General features: G+C 70.3%; 23 protein-coding genes. 11 read left to right on the plus strand and 12 right to left on the minus strand.

Going from position 1 to position 23,338, the window contains the following annotated elements:
* Positions 1–3: 3 nt before the first annotated feature.
* Together JYK18_RS22990 and JYK18_RS22995 are read right to left on the minus strand one after the other, a co-directional pair.
* Positions 4–618 (minus strand): hypothetical protein, encoded by a 615-nt coding sequence (locus JYK18_RS22990; RefSeq protein WP_206804544.1) that lies wholly within the window; start codon positions 616–618, stop codon positions 4–6.
* Between the two features lie 575 nt (positions 619–1,193).
* Positions 1,194–1,673: a CGNR zinc finger domain-containing protein gene (locus JYK18_RS22995; RefSeq protein WP_206804547.1), complete on the minus strand. Its 480-nt coding sequence runs from the start codon at positions 1,671–1,673 to the stop codon at positions 1,194–1,196.
* 104 nt (positions 1,674–1,777) lie between these two features.
* Between JYK18_RS22995 and JYK18_RS23000 the strand changes: the two genes are divergently transcribed.
* On the plus strand, positions 1,778–2,647 hold the full coding sequence (locus tag JYK18_RS23000) for an alpha/beta fold hydrolase (protein WP_206804549.1): 870 nt from the start codon (positions 1,778–1,780) through the stop codon (positions 2,645–2,647).
* Here JYK18_RS23000 and JYK18_RS23005 read toward each other — a convergent pair.
* The 3 genes from JYK18_RS23005 to JYK18_RS23015 all read right to left on the minus strand — a co-directional run bounded on the left by JYK18_RS23005 (position 2,636) and on the right by JYK18_RS23015 (position 4,550).
* The gene (locus tag JYK18_RS23005; protein ID WP_206804551.1) at positions 2,636–3,232 is read right to left on the minus strand and encodes a TetR/AcrR family transcriptional regulator; all 597 of its coding nucleotides are present in this window, start codon (positions 3,230–3,232) and stop codon (positions 2,636–2,638) included. The two genes, JYK18_RS23000 and JYK18_RS23005, sit on opposite strands and share 12 nt — an antisense overlap.
* A gap of 15 nt (positions 3,233–3,247) precedes the next feature.
* Positions 3,248–3,877, minus strand: coding sequence for an N-acetyltransferase (locus JYK18_RS23010; protein ID WP_206804553.1), 630 nt, complete (start codon positions 3,875–3,877; stop codon positions 3,248–3,250).
* A gap of 109 nt (positions 3,878–3,986) precedes the next feature.
* Complete coding sequence (locus tag JYK18_RS23015; protein ID WP_206804555.1) at positions 3,987–4,550, minus strand: TetR/AcrR family transcriptional regulator; 564 nt, start codon at positions 4,548–4,550, stop codon at positions 3,987–3,989.
* Positions 4,551–4,635: 85 nt separating this feature from the next.
* Between JYK18_RS23015 and JYK18_RS23020 the strand changes: the two genes are divergently transcribed.
* Genes JYK18_RS23020 through JYK18_RS23030 form a run of 3 tightly spaced genes read left to right on the plus strand, consistent with a single transcriptional unit; the run spans position 4,636 to position 8,001 of the window.
* Positions 4,636–5,862: an amidohydrolase family protein gene (locus JYK18_RS23020; protein WP_206804564.1), complete on the plus strand. Its 1,227-nt coding sequence runs from the start codon at positions 4,636–4,638 to the stop codon at positions 5,860–5,862.
* Complete coding sequence (locus tag JYK18_RS23025) at positions 5,859–6,713, plus strand: alpha/beta hydrolase (RefSeq protein WP_206804566.1); 855 nt, start codon at positions 5,859–5,861, stop codon at positions 6,711–6,713. Before JYK18_RS23020 ends, JYK18_RS23025 begins: the two co-directional genes overlap by 4 nt.
* On the plus strand, positions 6,703–8,001 hold the full coding sequence (locus JYK18_RS23030) for an FAD-dependent oxidoreductase (RefSeq protein WP_307796018.1): 1,299 nt from the start codon (positions 6,703–6,705) through the stop codon (positions 7,999–8,001). The genes JYK18_RS23025 and JYK18_RS23030 overlap by 11 nt, the downstream gene beginning before the upstream one ends.
* A gap of 8 nt (positions 8,002–8,009) precedes the next feature.
* Here the strand turns inward: JYK18_RS23030 and JYK18_RS23035 are convergent, their stop codons facing one another.
* From JYK18_RS23035 to JYK18_RS23050, 4 genes are read right to left on the minus strand one after another with little or no spacing between them, the layout of a single operon-like run.
* Positions 8,010–8,465 carry a hypothetical protein gene (locus JYK18_RS23035; RefSeq protein WP_206804567.1) on the minus strand — a complete coding sequence of 152 codons (456 nt, stop codon included), beginning with the start codon at positions 8,463–8,465 and terminating at the stop codon, positions 8,010–8,012.
* Positions 8,462–8,920, minus strand: coding sequence for a DUF6301 family protein (locus JYK18_RS23040; RefSeq protein ID WP_206804569.1), 459 nt, complete (start codon positions 8,918–8,920; stop codon positions 8,462–8,464). The genes JYK18_RS23035 and JYK18_RS23040 overlap by 4 nt, the downstream gene beginning before the upstream one ends.
* Before the next feature lie 45 nt (positions 8,921–8,965).
* Positions 8,966–10,018, minus strand: coding sequence for an alpha/beta fold hydrolase (locus JYK18_RS23045; protein WP_307796019.1), 1,053 nt, complete (start codon positions 10,016–10,018; stop codon positions 8,966–8,968).
* A gap of 29 nt (positions 10,019–10,047) precedes the next feature.
* On the minus strand, positions 10,048–11,355 hold the full coding sequence (locus JYK18_RS23050) for a cytochrome P450 (protein WP_206804571.1): 1,308 nt from the start codon (positions 11,353–11,355) through the stop codon (positions 10,048–10,050).
* Positions 11,356–11,518: 163 nt separating this feature from the next.
* Between JYK18_RS23050 and JYK18_RS23055 the strand changes: the two genes are divergently transcribed.
* Entirely contained in the window at positions 11,519–12,334 is an 816-nt protein-coding gene (locus tag JYK18_RS23055) for an SAM-dependent methyltransferase (protein WP_206804573.1), read from the plus strand.
* A 4-nt stretch (positions 12,335–12,338) separates the two neighbouring features.
* On the plus strand, positions 12,339–14,537 hold the full coding sequence (locus JYK18_RS23060; protein WP_307796020.1) for an EAL domain-containing protein: 2,199 nt from the start codon (positions 12,339–12,341) through the stop codon (positions 14,535–14,537).
* A 62-nt stretch (positions 14,538–14,599) separates the two neighbouring features.
* Here the strand turns inward: JYK18_RS23060 and JYK18_RS23065 are convergent, their stop codons facing one another.
* Together JYK18_RS23065 and JYK18_RS23070 are read right to left on the minus strand one after the other, a co-directional pair.
* Positions 14,600–15,703, minus strand: coding sequence for a serine hydrolase (locus JYK18_RS23065; protein WP_206804575.1), 1,104 nt, complete (start codon positions 15,701–15,703; stop codon positions 14,600–14,602).
* 111 nt (positions 15,704–15,814) lie between these two features.
* Positions 15,815–16,711: a hypothetical protein gene (locus JYK18_RS23070; protein WP_206804577.1), complete on the minus strand. Its 897-nt coding sequence runs from the start codon at positions 16,709–16,711 to the stop codon at positions 15,815–15,817.
* A gap of 140 nt (positions 16,712–16,851) precedes the next feature.
* On the opposite strand from JYK18_RS23070, the gene JYK18_RS23075 reads away from it, so the two are divergent.
* From JYK18_RS23075 to JYK18_RS23095, 5 genes are all read left to right on the plus strand, one after another.
* The gene (locus tag JYK18_RS23075) at positions 16,852–17,316 is read left to right on the plus strand and encodes a (2Fe-2S)-binding protein (protein ID WP_206804579.1); all 465 of its coding nucleotides are present in this window, start codon (positions 16,852–16,854) and stop codon (positions 17,314–17,316) included.
* Positions 17,313–19,352 carry a xanthine dehydrogenase family protein molybdopterin-binding subunit gene (locus JYK18_RS23080; RefSeq protein WP_206804581.1) on the plus strand — a complete coding sequence of 680 codons (2,040 nt, stop codon included), beginning with the start codon at positions 17,313–17,315 and terminating at the stop codon, positions 19,350–19,352. Before JYK18_RS23075 ends, JYK18_RS23080 begins: the two co-directional genes overlap by 4 nt.
* 426 nt (positions 19,353–19,778) lie before the next feature.
* Complete coding sequence (locus JYK18_RS23085; RefSeq protein ID WP_206804582.1) at positions 19,779–20,129, plus strand: hypothetical protein; 351 nt, start codon at positions 19,779–19,781, stop codon at positions 20,127–20,129.
* 180 nt (positions 20,130–20,309) lie between these two features.
* Positions 20,310–21,425 (plus strand): S1 family peptidase, encoded by a 1,116-nt coding sequence (locus JYK18_RS23090; protein WP_206804584.1) that lies wholly within the window; start codon positions 20,310–20,312, stop codon positions 21,423–21,425.
* Between the two features lie 62 nt (positions 21,426–21,487).
* Entirely contained in the window at positions 21,488–22,102 is a 615-nt protein-coding gene (locus JYK18_RS23095; protein ID WP_206804586.1) for a GNAT family N-acetyltransferase, read from the plus strand.
* On the opposite strand, the gene JYK18_RS23100 is transcribed toward JYK18_RS23095, so the two are convergent.
* The gene (locus tag JYK18_RS23100; RefSeq protein ID WP_206804588.1) at positions 22,099–23,313 is read right to left on the minus strand and encodes a CdaR family transcriptional regulator; all 1,215 of its coding nucleotides are present in this window, start codon (positions 23,311–23,313) and stop codon (positions 22,099–22,101) included. The two genes, JYK18_RS23095 and JYK18_RS23100, sit on opposite strands and share 4 nt — an antisense overlap.
* Positions 23,314–23,338: the final 25 nt, after the last annotated feature.

Here is a 23,338-nt window from a genome sequence, read left to right on the forward strand (position 1 = left end):
CTTCTATTTTCCCCAGTTGGGATCGTTGGTGCGGGCTATGAAGTTTCTGTGGCCGCCATTCGCAAGTTCGGTGTGCAGTGTGAATATGAGCAGATCGCACCATCCGCTTTTATGGCCAGCTTTGACCTGTACGGTGGCCGTATATGGACCATTTGTCGGGGAGATGTAGCAGGATCGGCGGCTGAACTCTATGAATCGCTCGGCAACGCCTCTCCCTTCTATGGAGAATGGCGACGGCATCTCTATTTTCGTATCGGGTCTTGGCTGGAGTTCTTCGTGAACTGCGCCCCATGACAACGTCAAGGGTAGATTGCTGGTTCCGGATTGAGCTTCTTCCGTTTCGTTGGAATCTTTGTTGTCGGCACTCTTCTTCGTTGATGATGCGCTGTCGATTAGAAGACGAAAATCCAGAACGATAATAGGTAATGGTCCCGTGTTAATGATCACGAGTGGAAGGGTGATGGTCGGGCGATCTTTCGTGAAAGCGGCTGCGTAACTCAAAGGGGGATAGCACAGCATTCTCCCTCGTCGTGCGTGAATCCACCAGAATGAGGCTACTGTGAACAGTAATGCAAGTCCGGCGATCAATAGGCTTGGCGGATTGGTCACGGTAGCCATCTCTCGTTAGTTAGGTGGAGGGACTTCATTGCCACTTGATCTTCCATGTCGCACGACGACAGGCGACCGCTACTGAGGTGTATCCGATTGTTTCTCGAATGTTACATCGAGTGTGTGTGAAATGTGGACGGTCCGGCTGGGGTTTTAGTGAGGCGTTGTCCGCCAGATGCCTGGCTCGGCCTGCGCGCTCTCGTCGGGCGTGGGGGTATCGTTCGCAATGCAGGGTTGCTCAGTTGCCAGGAGGGTGTGAAAGCCCGAGGCCCGTGGTCGTCCGCTGTCCATGAGGCTGTCCATGAACCGGGTGAGGCGTGTGCCCACGGACCCTCCAGGGCGACCACCGCAGAGACTTGTTGCCTGCGGAGCATCCTCCTGATGGGTGATTCCGGACTCTCATAATCCCTTGGCCGCGGGTTCGAGCCCCGCCCGGCCCACTCTCATTTCTGGCCTCTGACCTGCCGATTCAATGCTAGTCGGGATTTACTTTCGGGGCCGGGGGCGTCGTTGGTGAGCCTCTGGGCTGCATAATGTCCGCCATTCGGCTGAGGTTCCGGTAGCGGCCGGTACGGGGTCGCGGGTTAGTGGGTGCGTTCGTAGTGGCGGCGGGCTTTTGCGCGGTTGCCGCACGTGGACATGGAGCACCAGCGCGCGCGGTTCGCCCGGCTGCGGTCGAGTAGGAACAGCCGGCACTCTTCGTTGGCGCACGGGCGCAATCGGCCGGGGAGGTGCGTCTCGGTATCGGCCCAGGCCAGTACCGCTTCGACGGCCAGGCGGGCGTGCCGGGGCGTCTTGAGCGTCCACATGAGACCGTCCGAAGTGAACTCCGGGAGTTGGTGAACCCCGTCGAGCAGTGGGCTCAGCGCGGTGGGTGAACTGGCTCCGCGCACCACGTCCCGCAGGGCGTCCCGTGCGTCGCGCAGGAGGGTCAGTTCTGCGAGGCTGCCATCGCCACCGTGTTCCCGTGCCCAGCGCCTGCCATCGGCCGGGTCGCGGAGCGCGTCCTGCTCCTCGCCGTTGATCAGCGGCCTGCTGTTGAGCAGGTCCAGCAGCACGTCCATCGACCGTCACCTTCTCTAACCTGATCGAGCTGTTTGACAGGTTAGCTCATCCGTGCTTGCATGACGAGCGACCTAACCGGATCAAATCTTCAAAGGGGTTAGACATGGTGCACCACCGGACCACCACCGTCGACGGCCACGAGCTCTTCTACCGCGAAGCCGGTCCCGCCGACGCCCCCGCGATCGTCCTGCTGCACGGCTATCCGACCAGCTCGTTCATGTTCCGCGAGCTGATCCCGCTGCTGGCGCGGGACTACCACGTCATCGCGCCGGACCACCTCGGCTTCGGTCGCTCCGCCACGCCCGCGGCCGACGAGTTCGACTACACCTTCGACGCGCTCGCCGACCTCACCTCAGGCCTGCTCGACCAGCTCGGCCTGGACCGCTACGCCATCTACGTCCAGGACTACGGCGCGCCCATCGGCTGGCGCCTCGCGCTCAAGCACCCCGAGCGGATCACCGCCATCGTCAGCCAGAACGGCAACGGCTACGAGGACGGCTTCGTCGAATCGTTCTGGGCCGATGTCTGGGCCTACGGCGCGAACCCGGGCCCCGAAACCGAGCCCGCGGTCCGCACCGCGCTGAGCCTCGACGCCATCCGCTGGCAGTACGTGCACGGCGTGCCCGACCCGAGCCTGGTCAGCCCGGACACCTGGGAGCACGACTTCGCGCTCGTTTCCCGTGAGCGCAACGACGAGATCCAGCTGGCGCTGTTCCGCGACTACCAGAACAACCGCCCGCTCTACCCGCTGCTGCACGAGTTCCTGCGCACCCACGACGTTCCGGTGCTCGCGGTGTGGGGCCGCAACGACGAAATCTTCGGCCCGGATGGCGCGCGGGCTTTCGCGCGCGACGCCAAGGACGCCGAGGTGCACCTGATCGACGGCGGTCATTTCCTGCTGGAGAGCCACCTCGACGTCGTCGCCGGTTATCTCCGCGGTTTTCTCGGGCGAGTGCTCGGGTCAGCGCGCTAACGCGGAGGCGAACACCGCGATCGAGGCGTGCGCGGCCTCGTCGTCGCGTGAACTCAGCCAGGCGGACGTGATCCCGATCGAGGCGGCGACGAGCACCTCGGCCAGGACCCGCGGGCCGGTGGACAACGGCGGCTCACCGGTTTCCTGCCACCGCTGGAGCATTTTCTCCACGTGATCGACGTAGGCGGCGTGCTCCCGGCGAGCCACGTGCGCGAGCTCCGGTGTGCGCGCCGCGACGTCGACGAGTTCGTTGGTCAGCAGGTGGTACTCGGGATCGGACCGGACCCGGTCGAGGATCGCGCGCAATGCCGCGGCGATGCTCGACTCGATGTCCTGGGTGTCCGCGATGGCGTCCCACGCGTTGCCGAGCGACGCGTCCAGCTCACGGTCCAGGAGCGCGGCGAAAAGCTCGTCCTTGGACCGGAAGCAGTAGTGGAACGCGCCCTGCGGCAGCCCGGCCCGGTCGGCGATGGCCCGGGTGGTGGCCGCGCCGATGCCGCCCTCGCGCATGACCTCGACGGCGGCGTCCAGGAGTTGCTCGCGCCGTTCGGCGGCGGGCCGGTGCTCTCGTGTCCTGCGTGCCATCGTTCTCCGCTCTGGTCAGCCCTGGTGGGCCAGGTCCCGGTCGCGTCCGGTGCGCCACATCGGGATCGGCCGCGCCGACGCCGGGAAGCCTTCGATCCTACCGGTGGCGGTGAAGCCGAAGCGGGCGTACAGGGCGGCACTCCGCTCGGTCGACGCTTCGAGGTAGGCGGGCGATCGGTCCACTGTGCTCAGTCGCGCGTCGAGAAGTGCCGACCCGACACCGAGTCCGCGACCGGCGCTGTGCACGCCGATGGCCTGCAGGTGCCAGTGCGCCTCGGCCGGCCGGGCGAGGTGGAGCACGTGCTCGAGCTCGGCTGCCCGGCGGAGACCGCGGAGGCCGAAGGCGCGCAGGTACGAGCCGGCGTTGCGCAGGTGGTCAAGAAGCCCTTCACCGCGCTGGCCGGGCCGCATCCACACGGCGACGCCGAGCAGGGTCTGGTCTTCCTCGGCGCGGGCGAGGTCGACCACGCCGTGCCGCAGTCCGTTCCGCACCATGACGCGGAGGAGGTGGGTCAGCCGCCGCTCTCGTTCTTCCTGGTCGCCCCGGACGAACGCCGACATGACGGCGTCGGTCCTGAACGCGTCGACCAGAACGCGAACGGCCTCCTCGACGTGCACGGGCGCGGCGGGCGTGACAACGATCATGGCGACTCCCTCGGTGGTGGAGCGGGTGGACAACTCCACCGTACCCGAAGTTTAGGTCAAGTGACCAAGTCGATCGACCAAATCGTCGTCGGCCGCAGGTATCCGGTTGTCATCGAGGTACGCGGAGGAGCAGGGCGACCGCGTCCTCTGAGTGGGCCGCCGGGGTCAGGACTTCCTGCAGGAGCAGGCCTCGGAGTGCGGCGATGGTGACGGTGGCGAGGGTCAGGGCTTCCTGGCTGTCGGAGCCTTCGCGTTCCGCGAGGGTGGCCAGCAGCTTGGTCAGGTCGTCGAGCGAGTCGATGAACTCGCGGAAGTTCTCCGGGTTGTACGCGGCCAGTCCGACGACGTGGAAGAAACCGCGGACGCGCGACAGTTGCTCCGGGCGGGTGTAGGACCGCCAGATCGCCAGGACCAGGTCGTCGAAGGTGCTCTGCTGGGCGGCCTCGAAAAGCGCCTCGTTGTCCCGGGAGCGCTGGGCCTTGAGCATTGCTGCCAGGACGCCGGGGAGTGACCCGAAGTGGTACCGCAGCAGGGCGTGGCTGGTCTCGGTCCGGGCGGCGATCTCGCGGAGCGACACGTCCGGGGCCGGCAGGGCCTCGCCGAAGGCGTCGAGAAGCCGGGTCAGGAGACGCTCGCGTGCGTCGCCGTTGCGTTCCGCGCTTGACAAGGTCACTCCCGCAGTTTATCCATTGGAAAAGAGGGCCGCCAGTGCGTCACACATGGTCGCAGCCGGTCCGCGACGGTGGAGGGAGCGACTCGTGGGACCTGTTCAGGTGGTCGGCGCGACGGTCGTCGACGGGTCCGGGCGTGGCCCCAGCGACACCGCCGACGTCTCCGTCACCATCGAAAACGGGCGCATCGCCGAGCCCGGTACCGCCGGCGAGCGCCTCGACGCCGGCGGACTGACGATGACGCCCGGCCTGATCGACGCCCACGTCCACCTGGGCCTGTCGAGCCCGATCCAGCCGCAGTTCTCGTTCCAGATCAGTGCCGCGGAGCTCGCGGCGGACATCTTCGCCACGGCCGGGGCAGCGCTCGACGCCGGGTTCACCACCGTCCGGGACACCGGCGGGATCGACGGCGGCGTCGTCACCACGATCGCCAAGGGCAAGGTCAGGGGGCCCCGCGTGCTGTCGTGCGGGCCGGTCCAGTGCCAGACCGGCGGGCACGGCTACTACGGAGCCGACTGGGAACCCACCGAGCTGTGGAACAGCCACCACCTTCCCGGGCTGTGCGCCCTGTCGATGATGTCGGGCAACGCGAACGAGTTGCGCGCCAACGTGCGCGAGGCCTTCCGCCGCGGTGCCTCCTTCCTGAAGCTCTGCGTGACCGGCGGGGTGGTCGGCGCGCACGACCGGCTGACCGACACCCAGTTCACCGTGGAAGAGATCGCCGTCGCCGTCCAGGAAGCCGCGGCCAGGGGCACCTACGTGACGGTGCACGCCCACAACAACGAAGGGATCCGGAACGCGGTCGAGGCCGGGGCGCGCTGTGTCGAGCACGGCACCGACCTCGACGAGTCCACGGCCACCCTGATGGCCACGCACGAGGTCGCCCTCGTGCCCACGTTCGCCGTCGTCGAGCAACTTCTGCACGACACCGCGGGAGCCGGCCTCGGTGAATCGACCCGCGATCGGGTGCTCGGGGTGCGTGAGCGGATGACCGAGGCGCTCGCGGCCGCCAAGGAGGCCGGAGTGCGGATCGGGCTGGGTTCCGATCTCATCGGTCCGGCCCAGCACCGTCGAGGCGAAGAGCTCAAGTTGCGTGCGGCGCTCGAAACGCCGATGGAGGCGCTCGTGGCGGCGACGAAGACCAACGCCGAAATCCTCGGCCTCGCCGACGAAGTGGGGACCATCGCTCCCGGAATGCGGGCAGACCTCGTGCTCTGGAACGGAAACCCGCTCGAAGACCCGGAACTGTTCGCCGACCCCACCAACGCCGTCCTCGTTCTCCAGGACGGCCGAATCGTGAAGGACCTCCGATGAGCACCATGTGGCAGGGCTGCCTCGCCGACACCGACTACTTCGAAATGCGCTCCGGCCGGGGCCACGACTACGGCATCTGGGTCACCACGCCACCGGGCTACGACCCCGCCACGACGTCGGTGCCTGCCGTGTACGTGGTCGACGGCAACTTCGCCGTGGGGCAGACGGCTCCGCTCATCGTCACCCAGAAAGACCCCATGCAGCAGCTCCAGCCTTACCTCCAGGTGAGCGTCGGTTACGCGGGCGAGGACGCGGCGCACTGGGATCGGCTGCGCAACCGGGACCTCGTGCCGCCCGGCGAACCCGTCGCCAAGGAGCTCGTCGACGCCGTGGAGATGGGATTCCAGGCGGGCGCGAGGACACGCGAGGAATCGGATGCCTACCTCGCCGAATTGCGCGACACGCACGCCGATGCGTTCCTGAGCTTCCTCACCGCGGAACTGCACCCGCGGATCGAACGCGACTACGGCACCGCGAGCAGCGGTCACGGTCTGTTCGGCTACTCCTACGGCGGACTCTTCAGCCTCTACGCCTGGCTCAGCGGCAGCACGCTCTTCGGCAGCATCGGAGCGGGCAGTCCCGGTGTCATTGGCGAAGACAGCCGGATCTTCGCGATGCTCGAAGAACTGGGTGACGGCCTGCCCGCCGCCGCGCTCCACCTGACCGTCAACGACCGGGAGCTGCTCGGGGACCTGGCCGTCTACCAGAATCTCGCGAAGAACGCGGCCACCGTGCTGCACCGCCTCACCTCGCGCGGCGGAGCCGTCACCAGCGCGGTCCTGCGCGAAACGCACGTGACCGGCCTGCAGGCGTCGTTCCTCAGCTACCTCAGGACCTGCCGTGCCCAGTGAGCGCCTGAATACCGATGTGGTCGTGATCGGGGCCGGGGTGATCGGTTCGTCGATCGCCCTCGAGCTCGCGCGGGCCGGGCACCGGGTGATCGTGCTCGAGCGCGCCCCCGGGGCCGGGCAGGGGTCGACCTCGGCATCGAGCGCGATCATCCGGTTCAACTTCTCCACCACCGCCGGGGTGGCGACGGCGTGGGAAGCGCAGTTCGGCTGGCTCGACTGGGCCGGGCACCTCGGGCACGAGGTGGGCGACCTCGCGACGTTCCGCAAGAGCGGGCTGGTCGTGCTGGACGTCGAGGCGGCCCCGCGCTCGTCGTGGCTTCCGTTGTTCGACGAATTCGGTGTTCCCTACGAGGAATGGGACAGCGCGACGCTGGCCGAGCGCGTGCCCGGTATCGACGTCGGCCGCTACTGGCCACCGAAGCGGCTCGACGACGAGCGGTTCTGGGAGGACGCGGAACATTCGCTCGGTGGCGTGTACACCCCGGACGCCGGTTACGTCTCGGACCCGAGCCTCGCCGCGGTGAACCTCGCTTCCGCGGCTTCGGCGTGCGGGGCGGAGTTCCGCTTCCGCAGCACGGTGACCGCGGTGGAGCAGGCCGGCGGGCGCGTGACGTCGGTGCGGTTGTCGGACGGCACCCGGATTCCCTGTGCCGTCGTGGTCAACGCGGCCGGTCCGTGGTCGGGCGCGGTGAACCGGCTGGCCGGGGTGGGGGCCGACTTCACCGTCGGGGTGCGCCCGTTGCGGCAGGAGGTGGCGCACGTGCCGGTTCCGGCGGGTTATGGCGGGCCCATGGTGGCGGACATGGATCTGGGCACCTACTTCCGCGGTGACGTGGGCGGGGATCTGCTCGTCGGCGGAACGGAACCGGAGTGCGACCCGCTGCAGTGGACCGACGACCCGGACGCCGTCGGCGTCCACCCGACGACCGCGGTCTTCGAGGCGCAGGCGACGCGGGCCGCGCGGCGGTTGCCCGACCTGGCGGTGCCCAACCGGCCGCGCGGCGTGGTGGGCGTTTACGACGTCGCCGACGATTGGACGCCGATCTACGACCGCACCGAACTGGCGGGCTTCTACCTCGCGATCGGCACGAGCGGCAACCAGTTCAAGAATGCGCCGGTGGTGGGTCAGCTGATGGCGGAGCTGATCGACCAGGTGGAGAACGGCGCCGACCACGACGCGTCGCCGGTGCGGTTCCGGGCCCCGCGCACCGGCCTGGAGATCGACCTGGGGGCGTTTTCCCGTCGGCGCAACCGAAACACCGCGAACTCGGGCACGGTGCTTGGCTGAGCCGGAGCTCAGTGTTCGGACGGAATGCCCAGCCACGACAGCGTCAGCGGGTTCTCACCGAGGTCCCGCCCCCTGGGCGAGGCCGCGCGCGACGGCCATTCCGCGTCGCGCCATGCCTTGTACACCAGGCCATCCGGGCTCGGGAGGCCGTGGACATCGCGCAACGCCACCACGCACCGCGCGGCCAGTGCCGCGTACTCGACGGTCAACGCGGGCAGCGGCAAAGTGCAGGTCCAGCTCGGGTTCGCGCGGGTCGGCGGGACCCAGCCGGCCGCGGCCATCGGACCGGGATCCGCCGACGACGTCGCCGCCTCGGCGTGCATTTCGTGCTCGTCCCCGGCGAACTGCACGAACACCCGTGGCTCGGCCTTGACGAAGACGACCAGGAAGACCCGGTCGGACACCTCCCGCAACGCCTCGGTGAGCCCGCTGCCGAACGCTTCCCAGCCGGACACCTCGGTCACCGCCCTTCCGGGGTGCGGAACTGGCCCATCACGGACCTCGACGACAGCGTGACGGTGACCTGGGCGGACCCCATTTCCCAGGTCGCGTAGGTGGACCCGCGGTCGCGCCGGAGGGACGGCCGCCCCAGCCGCGCCGTTCCCTCCCGCACCACCAGCGTGAAGAGGTCGCCGAGGAAGGCCCGCGTCGCCGGTGTCTCCTCCTTGACCGCGTCCGTGAGCGGGAAGCGCACGGACTTCACCGTGTCGATGCCGGCCATCGCCACCGCCGGCGGGGTGAAGGCCGGGCTGACCAGGTACCCGAGCCCCTCCTCGACCTTGATCACCCAGCCGAAGCGGTCGACCGCCCTCTGCTGGGCGTCGGCGCGGGACACCGGCCAGGGCATCCCGGCCCAGAAGTCGATGGTCTCCCAGACCTCGGCCGGGGTCATCGCGGCGGGGCTGTGCTGCGCTGTCACGGGATCACCACCGGGCTACCTTAGAGCGGCCCGGCTCCCCGGCGCCTACCCGGCCACCCGCTCGCTCGTCCAGCCGGTCACCGCGTCGTGCAGCAGCGGCGCGCCGGGCGCGAAGTTGATCGAGTGCCCGTAGTCCGGCACCACGAACGCGCGCAGCTCCGCCTCGGGCGAGTAGTACGCGGCCTCGCCCTGCCGCAGGCCCTCCGCGCTGGAGCAGTCGCTGGCCAGCGGCCCGCAGAACACGTTGTCCTGTTCGCCCATGGCCACCAGCACCGGCACGGTGATCCGCCTGCTGTAGGGCAGCACCAAGCCGATCAGCACGGCGTCGACGATCTCACCGGGCGCGATCAGGTCCTTGGTCGCTTCGTCCACCCCGATGGCCTGCTGGTCGAACGGCCCGGGGGTGTGGAAAGCGCTGTACCGCATGCCCGGCAGCGTGGTCAGGTACCCCGCGTCCAGTCCGACCACTTTGGACATCTTCTCGTCCAGCACCGCCGGGCTCAGCGCGGCCAGCGTCGGTGTCACCGTCAGCGGGGCGACCCGGTGGGTGAACCCGGTGATCACCACGCCGTCCACGTCGCGGAAGGTGGCTGCCTCGATGATCGCGGTGCCCGAGCCGAGCGAGTGCCCGACGAGAACGATCTTGTCGAACCGGGGCCCCAGTGCGCCCGTCCGCATCGCCTTGATGGCGTGGTGCACCGCGTTGGCCTGGGCGCTCGCGGTCAGCAGTTGGCTCAGCGGCTTGGAACTGCGCCCCGAGCCGATCCGGTCCACCGCCAGGGTGGCGTACCCGGCGTGGTTCACCGCCTTGCGGAACGACCGGGATTCCGGCAGGCCGGGCGGGTCGTAGTAGGCCGAGTTGTACGTGCCGCCGGGCACCAGCACGTGCAGGGTGCGGCTGCCGCCCGGCGGGACGCACAGCCTGCCGTACATGGTCTGGTCGTTGAGCCCGAGCAGTGGGGTGGCCACCAGCGACACCGGGATGGTCAGGTCCTGGCAGGCCGCTTCGGCGGTGGACGCCTGTGCCGGGGTGAGCACCGTGCCGGCGCACAGCAGGGCCACCGCCACGGCGGCCACCCGGCGCGAGATCGAACGCACTGAATTCTCCGTATTCCGTTGTGGGACAACTAGTTCCGCGGACGCACGGTCATCGGCAGGCCGCGGGGGCAGGCGATCGTGGTGTAACGCACGCGGACCGGGCCCGCCGGTTCGAGGTGCCACCGCGCGAAGATCGTGGCCAGGCCGATGACCACCTCGGCGCGGGCGAACAGGTGGCCGATGCACTGCCGCATCCCGTTGCCGAACGGGATGAACACCCCCGGCGGCAACGTCCGCACCCGATCGGTGGTCCAGCGGTCCGGGTCGAACACCTCCGGGCGCTCCCAGTAGCGAAGATCGGTGTGCAGGGCGAGCGGGCTGAACATCACCTCGTCGCCGGGCCGCAACCGCACCGGCCCGAGGTCGATCTCCTGCTCGGTCCGGCGCATCAGGATCCACAGCGCGTACCGCCGCAGCACCTCGCTGACCACCTGCCGGGTGTAGGCCAGCGCGGGCAGGTCGTCGAAGGTCACCGGGCGCCCGCCCAGCACGCGGTCCACCTCGGCCCGCACCCGGTCCGCCACGCCGGGGTGGCGCCCCAGTTCGTGGCAGGCCCAGGCCAGCATCAGCGCGGTGGTCTCGGTACCCGCGCTGAGCAGGGTCACCACCTCGTCGTGCACCTGCTCGCGCGTCATCCGCTCCCCGGTCTCGGCGTCTTCGGCCAGCAGCAGCGTGGACAGCAGGTCACCGTGGTCGGTGTCGGCGTCGCGGTCCGCCATCAGCTCGTCGACCACCGCCTTCATCCGCATGACGGCCTGGTCGAAGCGGCGGTTGACCGGCAGCTTCTCCGCGAAACCGGGGGAGAGCACCCGGTACATGCCCAGCCGGATGATCAGCGGGATCGAGCGGCGGGCCTCGCGGATGGCCTCCTCGCCCAGTTCGGTGCCGAACAGCGTCTCGCCCACGTTGGTCATGGCCAGCGCCTGCATGTCCTCGTCGATCCGGCGCACCTCGCCCGGCCGCCAGGACTCGGCCAGCGCGGTGGTCGCCCGGACCCAGATCTCGGCGTAGCGGCGCAGGTGCCGCTGGTCGAAGGCGGGCAGCATCAGCCTGCGCTGCCTGCGGTGGAACGGCCCGTCGGACAGGGCCAGGCCGTTGCCCGCGTACGGGCGGAATTTGCGGAACATGATCCCGCTGCCGAAGTGCGAACCGTCCGTCACCAGAACGCGGTGAATGATTTCCGGATTGGTCAGGAAATAGGTCGGTAATGGCCCCAGGAACAGCTTGACCACGTCGCCGTGCGCACGCAGTCCGGCGGTGAAAGTGGTGGGACGGCGGACCAGTGCGGGGGTGTGTCCCAGCACGGGCCACCGGCCGGGGGTCACCCGGACGGGCAAGGGAACTCCTTGGCAGCGGCGGGAATCGGGAAGGCCGCTACGTTACGAGCCATTCGGCCGCACCGACAGCACCCGATTGGGTACAACCCCGCCACGATTGATGGGTAAGTTTTTGTCGCTGGAGTGAGTATGCTGTGCACCCTCCCGAGCGATGAGGTGCGCGATGGTGGGTACGCGGGACTGGGTCCCGGCCGGAGTGGACACGAGTTCACCGAATGTCGCCCGGATCTACGATTACTGGCTCGGCGGCAGCCACAACTTCGAAACGGACCGCGCCACCGCGGACCACCTCGAGCGGACCCTGCCCTGGATCCGGCAGTCGGTGCGGCTCAACCGCGCCTTCCTCCGCCGCGCGGTGCGCTTCATGCTCGCGCGGGGCGTCCGCCAGTTCCTCGATCTGGGCGCGGGCATTCCCACCGTGGGCAACGTGCACGAGATCGCCCAGCGGGAATGCCCCGAAGCCAGGGTGGTCTACGTCGACAAGGAGGCGGTGGCGATCGCGCACAGCGAGCTGCTGCTGACCGGCAACGACCGCACCGCGGTCCTGCACGCGGACGTGCGCGACGTGGCCGGGGTGCTGGACAGCCCGGAGGTGCGGCGGCTGATCGACTTCACCGAGCCGGTGGGCCTGCTGTGCCTGCTGCTGCTGCACTGGATCCCGGACGGGGACGACCCCGCCGGGCTGGTGCGCGCCTACCAGGAACCCTTGGCACCGGGCAGTTTGCTCGCCTTCACGCACATCAACTCCGACGCGCACCAGGAGTCGTTCTCGGCGGCCAGCGACCAGATGGCCGCGCGGCGCGGCGAGGTGCCGCACACCCGTTCCCACGACCAGATCCTCGGCCTGCTGGGAAAGCTGACGCTGGTCGAGCCGGGCCTGGTGGGCTGTGGCAGCTGGCGGCCCGCCGGGCCCACCGACATCGCCGAGGACCCGGTGTGGAACGAGCTGATCTACGCCGGCGTGGCGCGGAAGTCCTGAGCCGGTGACCGAACCCAGCAGACGGACGGCCCCCGAGCCGTCCGAAGACGGGCGCCGCGAGCGCGGCCTGCTCGCGCGCAAGTGGGCCTACCTGCTGGGCGGGATCGGTTACGTGCCGCTGGAGCACGCCAGCTTCGAGACCGAGCTGGCCGCGCTGCTGGACGTCCTGTGCGCCGAGGTGCACCGGGGCGAGCCGGATCGCACCGGTTCGCTGGAGGCCGCGGGCGCCCGGCTGGTCGAGCTGAACTGCGCGGGCGGGCAGGCGCTCACCGTCACCATGGGCATCCTCGGCAAGGGCCTGCTCACGCTGCCCGAGTTCCAGCCCGCCTGGGAGTTCGCCGAACGCGTGGTGGGCGTGCTCGGCGCGCTGGCCGCGAGCGTGGTGGTGGCCGTGCAGGGTGCCACCCTGGCCCAGCAGGAGAACCTGAAGCTGTCCCTGCTCAAGGCCGTGCGGGAGGCCAAGTACGAGCTGCGGACCGCGGAGGCGCGGTTCGACGAGGTCGCCACCTCCTCGGCCAGCGGCATCCTGGTCGCCGACCTCGACGGCACGCTGGTCACGGTGAACGCCGCGGCGGGCGCGATGCTCGGGCGCGCCCCGGACGAGCTGACCGGGACCGACCTGTTCGAGCTGGTGCACCCCGACTACGCGCCGGTGCTGCGGGAGGACTACCGCACGCTGCTGGCGGGTGAGGTCGAGCGGATCAAGCAGTCCCAGCGGCTGCTGCACCGCGACGGCGAGCCGGTGTCGGTGACGTTGACCGCCTCGCTGCTGCGCGGCACCGGGGACGAGCCCAGCCACTTCGTCACCGTGGTCGAGGACGGCACCGAACTGTTGCTGCTGCAGAACGAACTCAACCGGCAGGCCCTGCACGACGTGCTCACCGGCCTGCCCAACCGGCAGTGCTTCGGCACGCGGATGGAGGCCGCGCTGGGCCGGGCCGACCCGGAGCTGGGCGTGACGCTCCTGCGGTTGGAGCTGGATACTTTCGCGGTGGTGCGCAACGGTCTCGGCGAGCGCGCGGCCGAGCAACTGCTGATCGCCTTGGCGCAACGGCTGAAGTCCGTAATGGCCGGCGAAAAGGCGCTCCTGGCCCGATTCGGCGAGGCGGAGTTCGCGGTGCTGGTGGAGAACACGCCGGATACCCCGGACCCGGTGAGCCTGGTGCACGAGCTGCGCCGGGAACTGGCCGAACCGGCCTTTGTGGACGGTCACGGGCTGGGTCTGTCGGTCAGCCTCGGCGTGGTCAACCGGCCCGCCCAGCACCACGAGGCCGCCGAGCTGCTGCGCGAATCCCACCAGGCACTGCGCCGGGCCAAGGCGGGCGGGCACGGGCAGTGGGAGCTGTCGCACCCCGAGCAGAACCGGCTGGACCGCACGGCCGACGCGCTGGCCGCGGGCATGCCGGGCGCCTTCGAGCACGGGGACGTGCAGGCGCGGTTCCGGCCGCTGGTGCGGCTGGCCGACGGTGCGGTGCACGGGGTGGAGGTGCTGCTCGGCTGGGAGCCGCCCGAGGTGGGCGCGTTGTCCGACGAGCGCTGCCGCCGGTTGGCCGAGACCACCGGGCTGATGCTGCCGCTGGGCGAGTGGTTGCTCCGGACCGGCTGCCGGCAGGTGGGCTGGTGGCGGCAGCGGCTGGACCGCGACCTGCGGTTGCTGGTCGGGCTGAGCCCGCACCAGGCAGCCGACTCGGACCTGCTCACCCGGGTGGTCGGCGTGCTGGAGGAGACGCGCTTCCCGGCCGGGCGGCTGCTGGTCGAGGTGCCCGTGCGGGCACTGGCCACCGACCTCGGCGAGGCCAGGGACAACCTGCGGGCGCTGGCCGACCTGGGGGTGCGGCCGGTGCTCAGCGCCTGCGGGCTGGGCGACGGCGCGCTGGCCGTGGTGACCGACCTGCCGGTGCACGGCGTGCGGCTCGACGGCGGGCTGCTGGACGACGCCGCGCCGGACTCACCGGTGGCCGAGCTGCTGCGGGAGTTGCCGGGCCTGGCGCACCGGGCCGGCGCGGAGGTGATTGTGGACGGTCTGGCCACCGCCGACCGGGCGCGGTTCTGGCTGGATGCCGGAGCCGAGCTGGCACTGGGTGAGCACTGCGGCGCGCCTTGCCGCCCGGACGAACTGACCGCCACCCTCGGCGAAACCGGTCGGCGGACACCGTCGGCTTCGCCGCGCGTGGAACATCCACGGGCAGACGAGCCACAGTAGGGCGGCCGACGAGATCACCGCCCGAGACACGACCGGGTGCGTGTCTCGGGCCCGGTGCGCTGTCAGGAAACATCTTCGCAGAAGACGGTTTTGATGAGCGTGTCCAGCGCGGCGGGGAACACCCCGGCCGGGTCGGTGTCGCCGGTGGTCAGGGTGGCGGTCAGGGTCCTGGTGGCGTCGGGCGTGCTGATCATCAGTGCCCCGTAGCCCCCGGGAGCGCCGCCGTTGTGGTGGACGATGGTGCCGCCGTCACCCAGGTCCTGCACCCACAAACCCAGGCCGAGCCCGAACTTCCCGTGCGGCGTGCGCATTTCGGCCAGCAGCGGGGCGGGCAGGAGCTCTCCGCCCAGCAGCGCGGAGATGAAGGTGCTGAGGTCCTCGGCGGTCGAGATCAGGTCACCGGCACCGGCCAGCAGGGACGGGTTCTGGCGGCTGACGTCGACCACCTTCGACTCCCCGCCGTCCTCGTACCGGTAGTAACCGCGGGCGTGCGGCCCGGGCAGGTCCGGCGAGGTGGCCGAAACCACGGTGCCCGACAGGCCGAGCGGCCCCAGGATCCGCTGCTGCGCCTGTTCGGCGTAGGACTGGCCGGTGAGCTTCTCGATCAGCAGCAGGGCCAGGGTGTAGTTGGTGTTGGAGTAGCTCTGATCCGTTCCCGGCTCGAACCGCGCCGGCTTGGCCAGCGCGAACCGCACCAGTTCCTCGGGCCGGTAGGTGTGGAACCGGTTGTCCACCCACTCCCGGCCCATCGACGGCAGCCCCATTTCGAAGGTTCCGTCGGGGCCGAGTTCGCCGGTGTAGTTGTACAGCCCGCTGGTGTGCCGCAGCAGCATCCGCACGGTGATCCGGGCGTCCAGCCCGAGTTCGGGCAGGTGGTCGGCCACCGGGGTGTCCAGCCCGATCCGGCCCTCCGCCACCAGTTGCAGCACCAGGGTCGCGGTGAAGGTCTTGGCGACGCTGCCCGCCCAGGCCTGCCCACCGGCCGGCGGCGGGGTGGTCCCGCCCAGTTCGGCGACCCCGGCTCGGCCGGTCCAGTCGCCGTGCTCGTCGTGCACGCGCAGTTCCATCGCGGCGAAACCGGCGTCGACGAACGCCTGCACGGCCTGCTGCAACTCGGGCCGGTCCTGCCCGGTGGCGACCGGTGCGGGTGTGGCGATCTTCTGCATCTTGCTCTCCTGGGGTTTCGGTGTCTCGGAGTGGTTGATGACCACGATCGCCCGCACTCCTGACACCGGACCGCCACCGGCCTGACACGACCCCGCCACCGAACGCGGTGGTCAGCACTTCATCTGGTCCGGGATCGGGGCGGCGGGGTCGAAGTATTCGAAGGAAGCGTTCGCCGCGTCGGCGGTTCCCGGCGTCCGGCCGCTGTAGGCAGGCGCCAGCCGGCCCCGTACCGCCTGCGAGCAGGCGCTGAAGTGGAAGAACCCCTGGCCGCGCACGGCGTCGATGCCGCGGTTGCCGGCGCCCCAGGTGCGGCCGTCGCGGTAGAGGAACTCGTTGTCCATGCGGACGGCGGAGACCGTGTCGATCGGCTGGGTGGCCCGGCGGGGGTCGTCGACGTCGAAGGCGTACGCGTACACCATGTTGGTCCGGATGAGCAGTTCGCCCTTCTGGGCGCCGGGTTCGGCCCAGATCGTGCCGGTGATCTTCGGCCCGCCGGGCAGGAGGCGGAACTCGGGGGCGATCTTGGTGGCGTAGGACGGCATGGCCGCCGGGTTGTCCCGCAGCTGGTTCCGCAGCACGTCACGCAGGTTGGTGCTGAGCGTGGCGTAGACGGGTTCCATCTCGTCCCCGGTCAGCACCGCGCGGTTCACCCGCGAGGCGACGAGGTATTCCTTCACCTTGCCCAGGGCCGTGCCCACCTGCTCGGCCGTGAAACCGCCGATCGCTTCCGGCTCCGGCAGGTCGATGCCTGCCTCGCCCTCGGCCCAGTCGTGCGCCGGGGTGCCGAGGTAGGGCCGGGCCTTGTCCTGCGACCAGGTCGGCGGGGCGGGGGCGGCCCGGTCGGCCGCGGCCTTCGGCTCGGGGTCGACCGGCGTGAGGTAGATGGCCAGGCCCACCGCGGCGGTCATCAGCAACGCCGCCAGCAGCACGATCAAGCCCGTCTGGCCCGGCGGTCTCGGCGGGTCGTTGTCCGGCAAGGTGTTCTCGCCGTACTGCGCACTCTGCATTTGTCCCCCTGCGTCGAGTTCGGCCTCTTGATCGGCGCCCGGGGGAAGTTCGTTAGCCACCGCGATTTGCTCAGCCTGCTGAATGGTCTACGATTGCTCAGCAGGCTGAACAAATGGGCTGATCGAGTCGGGAGGCGTGTGTGCCGGTACATCGGTTGCGGGTCAACGGAGTGGACCGCGAGGTCGAGGTGCCCGCGGAAACCCCGCTGCTCTGGGTGCTGCGTGACGAGCTGGGCCTGACCGGGCCCAAGTACGGTTGCGGTATCGGCGCCTGCGGTGCCTGTGTGTCCCTTGTGGACGGTCAGGCCGAGCGGATCTGCGTGCTGCCGGTCGGTGAGCTCGGCGATCGGGCGGTGACCACCATCGAAGGGCTGGACGACCACCCGGTGCAGCGCGCGTGGATCGACTGCGACGTGGCGCAGTGCGGTTACTGCCAGGCCGGGCAGATCATGAGCACCGTGGCGTTGCTGCGGGAACGGCCCGAGCCGAGCGATCACGACATCGACGAGGCCCTCCGCGACAACGTGTGCCGGTGCGGTACCTATCCGCGGATCCGGCGCGCGGTGCACGCGGCGGCCGAACTGGCCCGTGAGGAGAAGCCGTGATAAGCAGGCGTGGATTCCTGATCTCCTCCGGTGTCGCGGCTCTGGTGGTGGCCGTTCCGTTGCGCGGCAACGCCTCGGAGGCCGAGTTCGCACCGAACGTCCACGTCCGGATCACCGCCGGCGGGCGGATCGTCGTCACGGTGCCGCGCCCGGACACCGGACAGGGCGTGCGCACCGTGGTCCTGTTGCTCGCGGCCGAGGAGCTCTGCACCCGGCCGCGGGAACTCGAACTGGAGCAGGCACCCGGCGACACCGCCCGGTACGGAAACCAGCTGGTCGCCAATTCCCTGTCCGTGCGCCAGCTCTTCGAACCGGTGCGCACTGCCGCGGCCACCGCCCGCTGCCTGCTCATCGCCGCGGCAGCCCGGCGTTGGCAGGTGGCGCCGGAGCAATGCCGGGCGAGGGACGGGTTCGTCGAGCACCCGCGGCATGGCCGTCTGTCCTTCGGGGAACTCGCCGCCGAAGCCGCCGCGCTCGACCCGGCGACCGTGCCGGTGTCGCTGATCCCCGAACCCCAGTGGCGCTTCCTGGGCAAGGAGAACGGCCGGGCGGACGCGGCGGATATCGTCGGCGGGCGCGCGGGGTTCGGGATCGATGTGCGGGAGCCGGACGCGCTGGTCGCCGTCGTGCGACGCCCGGACTGGCTCGGCGCGGTGGTCGCCAGCGTCGACGACACCGCCGCACGTGGGGTCGCCGGCGTGGTGGACGTGGTGCCGTTGCCCGCGGACCGGGGGATGCAGGGCGGCGTCGCGGTGGTGGCCGAGTCGACCGCCGCCGCGCTCGCGGGCCGCGCCGCGCTGAAGGTGGAGTGGAGCGGTGGCACACCCGAGGCGGACAGCAGGCAGTGGCTGGCCGACCTGGCTTCGGCGGTGCCCGAACCACCCGCCGCGCCGGGGCCGGTGGGGCTCGACCTGACCTACCGGCTGCCGATGCTGGCCCACGCACCCATGGAACCGTTGAACGCGACCGCGTTCTTCGAGGCGGGTGGCCGCCTCGTCGTGCGCGTGCCGACGCAGGACCCGGGCGGCCTCCGCGACCTGCTGGCGCGGGTGCTGCAGCTGGACCCGGCTCTGGTCAGCGTGTTGCCGACGCTGGCCGGTGGCGCGTTCGGCAGGCGCTTCGAGATCGACTTCGTGCTCGAAGCCGTCACCTGCGCTCGTGCCGCCGGGCGGCCGGTCAAGGTCCTGTGGACCCGCGACGACGACATGCGGCACGACTCCTACCGGCCGATGTCGGTGCACCGGCTGACCGCGGTGCTCGCGCGGAACGGGGAGCCGCGGTGGCGGTCCCACAGCGTGGCCACCTGGCCGCTGACCACGGTGCCCGCGTTCAACAATCCCGAGATCGTGCTGGCCAGCGGGGATCACTTCCCGTACCGGATTTCCGGCAAGCCGACGGTCGCGCTGCGGCCGGCACCGCTGCGGACGGGGTTCTGGCGGTCGGTTTACGCCGGGCAGTTCGTGTTCGCCGAAGAATGCTTTCTCGCCGCGGCGGGCCACCGCGCCGGTTTGGACCAGGTGGACTTGCGTCGCAGGCTTTTGCCCGCCAATTCGCGGCTGCGCAAGGTTCTCGACGAAGCCGCCCGCCGCGCGCCGCGGCGACCGGGCAGGGGGCGTGGTGTTGCGTGCCATGAGGACTACGAATCCGCCATCGCCATAGTCGCCGACGTGGAGCCGGGTGCCGATTCACCGCGCGTCACCCGGGTGACGGCCGCCGTCGACGTCGGTACCGCGCTGCACCCGTCGGGCGTCCGGGCCCAAGTAGAAGGCGGCGTGATCGACGCGATGTCCACGGTGTTCGGCGCGCAGATCACCGTGCGGGAGGGGCGGGTAACGCAGTCCTCCTTCGCCGATTATCCCTGGGCGCGCATCGACCAGGTACCCGAAATCGACGTGACGATCGTTCCCTCGGGCCTGCCACCCGGCGGCTTGGGCGAGCTGGCCTACCCGCCGGCTGCGGCCGCCATCGCCTCCGCGGTCGCAGCGATGACGGGAACACCGATCACGGGTCTCCCCGCCCTCGATGAGACCGGGTGACGGTGCTTCTTGCTCCGTACGCATGACTCGCCAAGGTATCCTTCACGCGGAGGAGATACCCGTGACTTCTGGCGACCGTCGGCACGACGCGCTCAGTTCCGAAACGTTCGCCGGTGCACTGATTTCCTTCTGTGCGCACGGGACGCTCGTCTTCGAAGGGGAGGACAGCGAAGCGAGCCACCCGAGTTTCTGACGGGTCTGGTGCGTCGCCTTGAAGTAGAGCTGGAAGCCGCTTCATTCCGGCTTTTCGACTTGGATGAGATGGCGTCGCCGTAGCCGAGGTTGATTCCCCGCTGTGTGCGGCGACAGTGGAACGATTCGGCGGAACTTGCCGCCGGTTTTCAGACTGAGGCAGGGCGTACGGGTGAAGTGCCGCTTGGTATTTTCGTCCTGCGCAGTCCGCGCGCTGACTGGTGAGGTGAATCCGTGAGTTTCGACCTGGCCTTCTGGTACGAAGAAGTTCCATCCACCGTTGACCAGGCGGTGCGCATCTACCTCCGGCTCGTGGACGGCGAGCCCGGTGTCCTGTCAAGTTCCCCGCAGGTCGAAGCGTTCTTCGAAGACCTCGTCGCCATCTTCGGGGACCTTGACGAGAAAACGATGGACTACTCCCCGTGGACGGCTCCTTTGGAGGCAGGCCACGGGGAAGGGGTGCTCGTGTGCATCGCGTGGTCGCGGTGCCAGGAGATGACGCCGCTCCTGGTCGGCCTGGCGCACGAGCACGACGTCACGGTGTTCGACCCGCAGGACCGCAACGTGTGGTCTCCTCCCCGCTGACGGACGCCTGGCCGCCGCCGGTGGCTCTGGCGTGCGCGGGGCGCGGACCGCGCGGTCACCGGTTCCGCGGATTGTTGGCCGTTTTCGGACAGGAACTGGTCTAGACCTAGACGCTGGGCGCGCTCCCACACACACTCGGTTCCGCACGTGCTGCTCCCGTCCCCGCCTCGAGGAGTTCTGATGCGTCGAAGAAACCTGCTCTCCCTCACCGCGACGGCCTGCCTGGTGCTGTCCGCCGTCACCGCCGGGACCGCCGCCGCGGCGCCGGCTGCCTCGCCCGGGCTCGTCTCGGCGATGCAACGCGATTTCGGCCTGACGGCCGATCAGGCCCGCACCCGGATGGCCGACGAAGCCACCGCGAGCCGCGTGCTGCCGGTGGCGCAGGCGGCCGCCGGGGCCGCGTTCGGCGGCGCCTGGTTCGACCCCGACCGCGGCAAGCTGGTCGTCGGGGTCACCGATGCCGCCGCGGCGGACGCGGTGGAGAACACCGGCGCGGTCACCACGCCCGTCGCCGTCAGCGCCGCGGAACTGGACGCCGTCAAGGCCGCCATCGACGCCGAGAAGGCGCCGGCCGAGGTCAGCGGCTGGCGTGCCGACCCCCGCGCGGGCAGCGTGGTCATCACCGTCCAAAGTGGAGCATCCAGCCCCGAGCTGACCGCGTTCCTGGACAGGGCGCGCCAGGCCGGCCCGGTCACCGTGGAGACCGGCCCGAAGCCGGTCAGCTTCGCGGCCGGCACGGTCGGCGGCGATCCCTTCTACATCAACGGGAACGTCCGCTGCTCGATCGGCTTCTCGGTGCACGGCGGCTTCGTCACCGCCGGGCACTGCGGTGGCGTCGGCAGCTCGGTCACCGGCTGGGACGGCTCGGCGATGGGCAGCTTCAAGGGCTCCTCCTTCCCCGGCGACGACCTCGCCTACGTCGGCATCGGCCACGGCTGGTGGACCGCCCCGGTGGTGCTCGGCTGGGGCACGGTCAGCGACGCGCTGGTCCGCGGCTCCTGGGTGGCCCCGCCCGGCACCTCGGTCTGCCGCTCCGGCTCGACCACGCACTGGCACTGCGGCACCGTGCTCGCGCACAACACGACGGTGAACTACGCCCAGGGCGCGGTGCACCAGATGACCAAGACCAGCGTCTGCGCCCAGCCGGGTGACTCCGGCGGCTCGTTCATCACCGGCGACCAGGCGCAGGGCGTGACCTCCGGCGGCTGGGGCAACTGCAGCTCCGGCGGCGAGACCTGGTTCCAGCCGGTCAACGAGATCCTGCAGCGGTACGGGTTGTCCCTGGTGACGGCCTGACGGACGAAAACCCGCCCCACCGGCGACGGTGGGGCGGGGCCGTCCTAGTAAGGTCATCCGTGATGATGACGCAGCCGCTGGCTCGAGTGGTTCCGGAACCGGTCCTGACCGGTGGCAAGGTGCGCCTGCGCGCCATCACCCCCGCCGACCGGCGCACGCTGACCGGGTTCGACCGCGAGTCCGCCGCCCGCGGTGCGATCGGCCGCTACCAGCACTGGGCCGCCCACCGCACCGGCGACGACCTCCAGTTCGCCATCGAAACCCTCTACAGCGGCCTGCTCGTCGGCTCCATCTCGGCGATCCCCGACGTGGACGGCCGCGTCGGCCGGTTCAGCTACGGCGTCGGCATCGGCGACTCCTACCGCCGCTGCGGGTACGCCGCCGACGCGATCACCGCGCTGCTGTCCCACATGTTCTTCGAGCGCGGCTACCGCAAGTGCGTGGTCGGCATCTACGGCGGCAACGTGCCCTCGCTGTCGCTGCACGGGGTGCTCGGCTTCCGCGAGGAACGCCGCATCCGCGACACCGAACTGCACCTGAGCGGGGTCAAGTACCTGGTCAGGATGGCCATCACCGCCCCGGAGTTCGCCGCCTACCGCCGCCCGGCCGAGCCGCAGCGCGGACGGCACGCGCGCACCCGCCGCGGCCGCCACTGGCTGCACGACAAGTCGGCCTAACCCCGCCACCGCAGCACTTCCAGCGCGGCGGCCACGCTGATCGCGTTCTCCGCCAGCGGCCGGGGGAGCAGCCCGTCCGCGCGGGCGAGGCGGCGCAGCACGGTGTTGCGGTGGGTGTACAGCCGTTCCGCGGTGCGGCTGGTGTTGCCCAGCTCCCGCACGTAGGTCAGCACGGTCTCCCGCGTCTCGGCGTCGGCGGTGAGCAGGTCGCCCAGCGTGTCCGCGAGGAATTCGCCCGCCTGCTCGGGCTGCCCGGTGAGCAGCGCGGCGAGCTGCACGTCGGGGTAACGGGCGAACTGCAGCGGTGAGGTGAGCCGGTCCAGCATCCGCTGCGTGGTGACGGCGTCGAGGTGGCTGCGGCGGAACCCGTCGACGTCGGTACCCGGACGGCCGAGCGCGACCCTGGCTTCCGGGTAGCCGGCCAGGTCGGCGGTGGCCGGTGCGGTGCCGACCGGCAGCCACACCCAGAGCGCGGCGGCCCCGGCCACCACGGTCAGCCGGTGGGTGGCGCCCGCCGCGCGCATGACCGCCTCGGCGGCCGCCTCCAGCTGGTCCGAGGCCGCGCCCGACGCGCTCCAGATGATCGCGGCGGTGTGCCGTCCGGTCAGGCCGTAACCGAGCTGGACCTCGGCGCGGGCCCGGCTGATCGGCGCTCCCTCCAGCAACAGCGTGACCGTGGCCCGGCGCTCGGCGTGCGCGCCGCGGGTGAGCTCGGCGCGCTCGGTCTTCATCTGCTCGGTGACCGCGGCGACGGTGTCGTCGATGAAGGTGGCGATGGACAACGCGGAGACGTTGAGCAGTTCCCGCAAGCGCACCGGGTCGTCGGTCAGCTCGAAGCAGATGTCCATCCAGCGGCGCCAGGCCACGCCCTGCGCCGTGCGGTAGGCCTCCAGCGCGCTCTCGTCGAGCCCGCGCCGGACCAGGTCACGGGCGGATTCGAGGAGTTCGGGCGCGGTGTTCGCGGGCACCCGCCTGCCCGGGTGCGAGACGTTCGCCGCGGCCCAGTGCCGCAGGTTCGCCAGATTGGCCCGGCGGGTGGCCGCGGCGAGCACCGGGTCCTCGGCGACCGGCCGCATCCGCTGCCCGCCGAGCGAGGCCGCATGCAGTTCCTCCAGCCAGTCCGGCCGCAGGTCCAGCACGATTTCGGCACCACGCCGGAACAGCTGGCGACCCGGGGCGGACAACCGCGGCCAGGCAGCAGTTTGCACCATCAACGCAGCATGCTGGTGCGTGTTG

The organism is Amycolatopsis sp. 195334CR, from assembly GCF_017309385.1.
Classification (GTDB): domain Bacteria; phylum Actinomycetota; class Actinomycetes; order Mycobacteriales; family Pseudonocardiaceae; genus Amycolatopsis.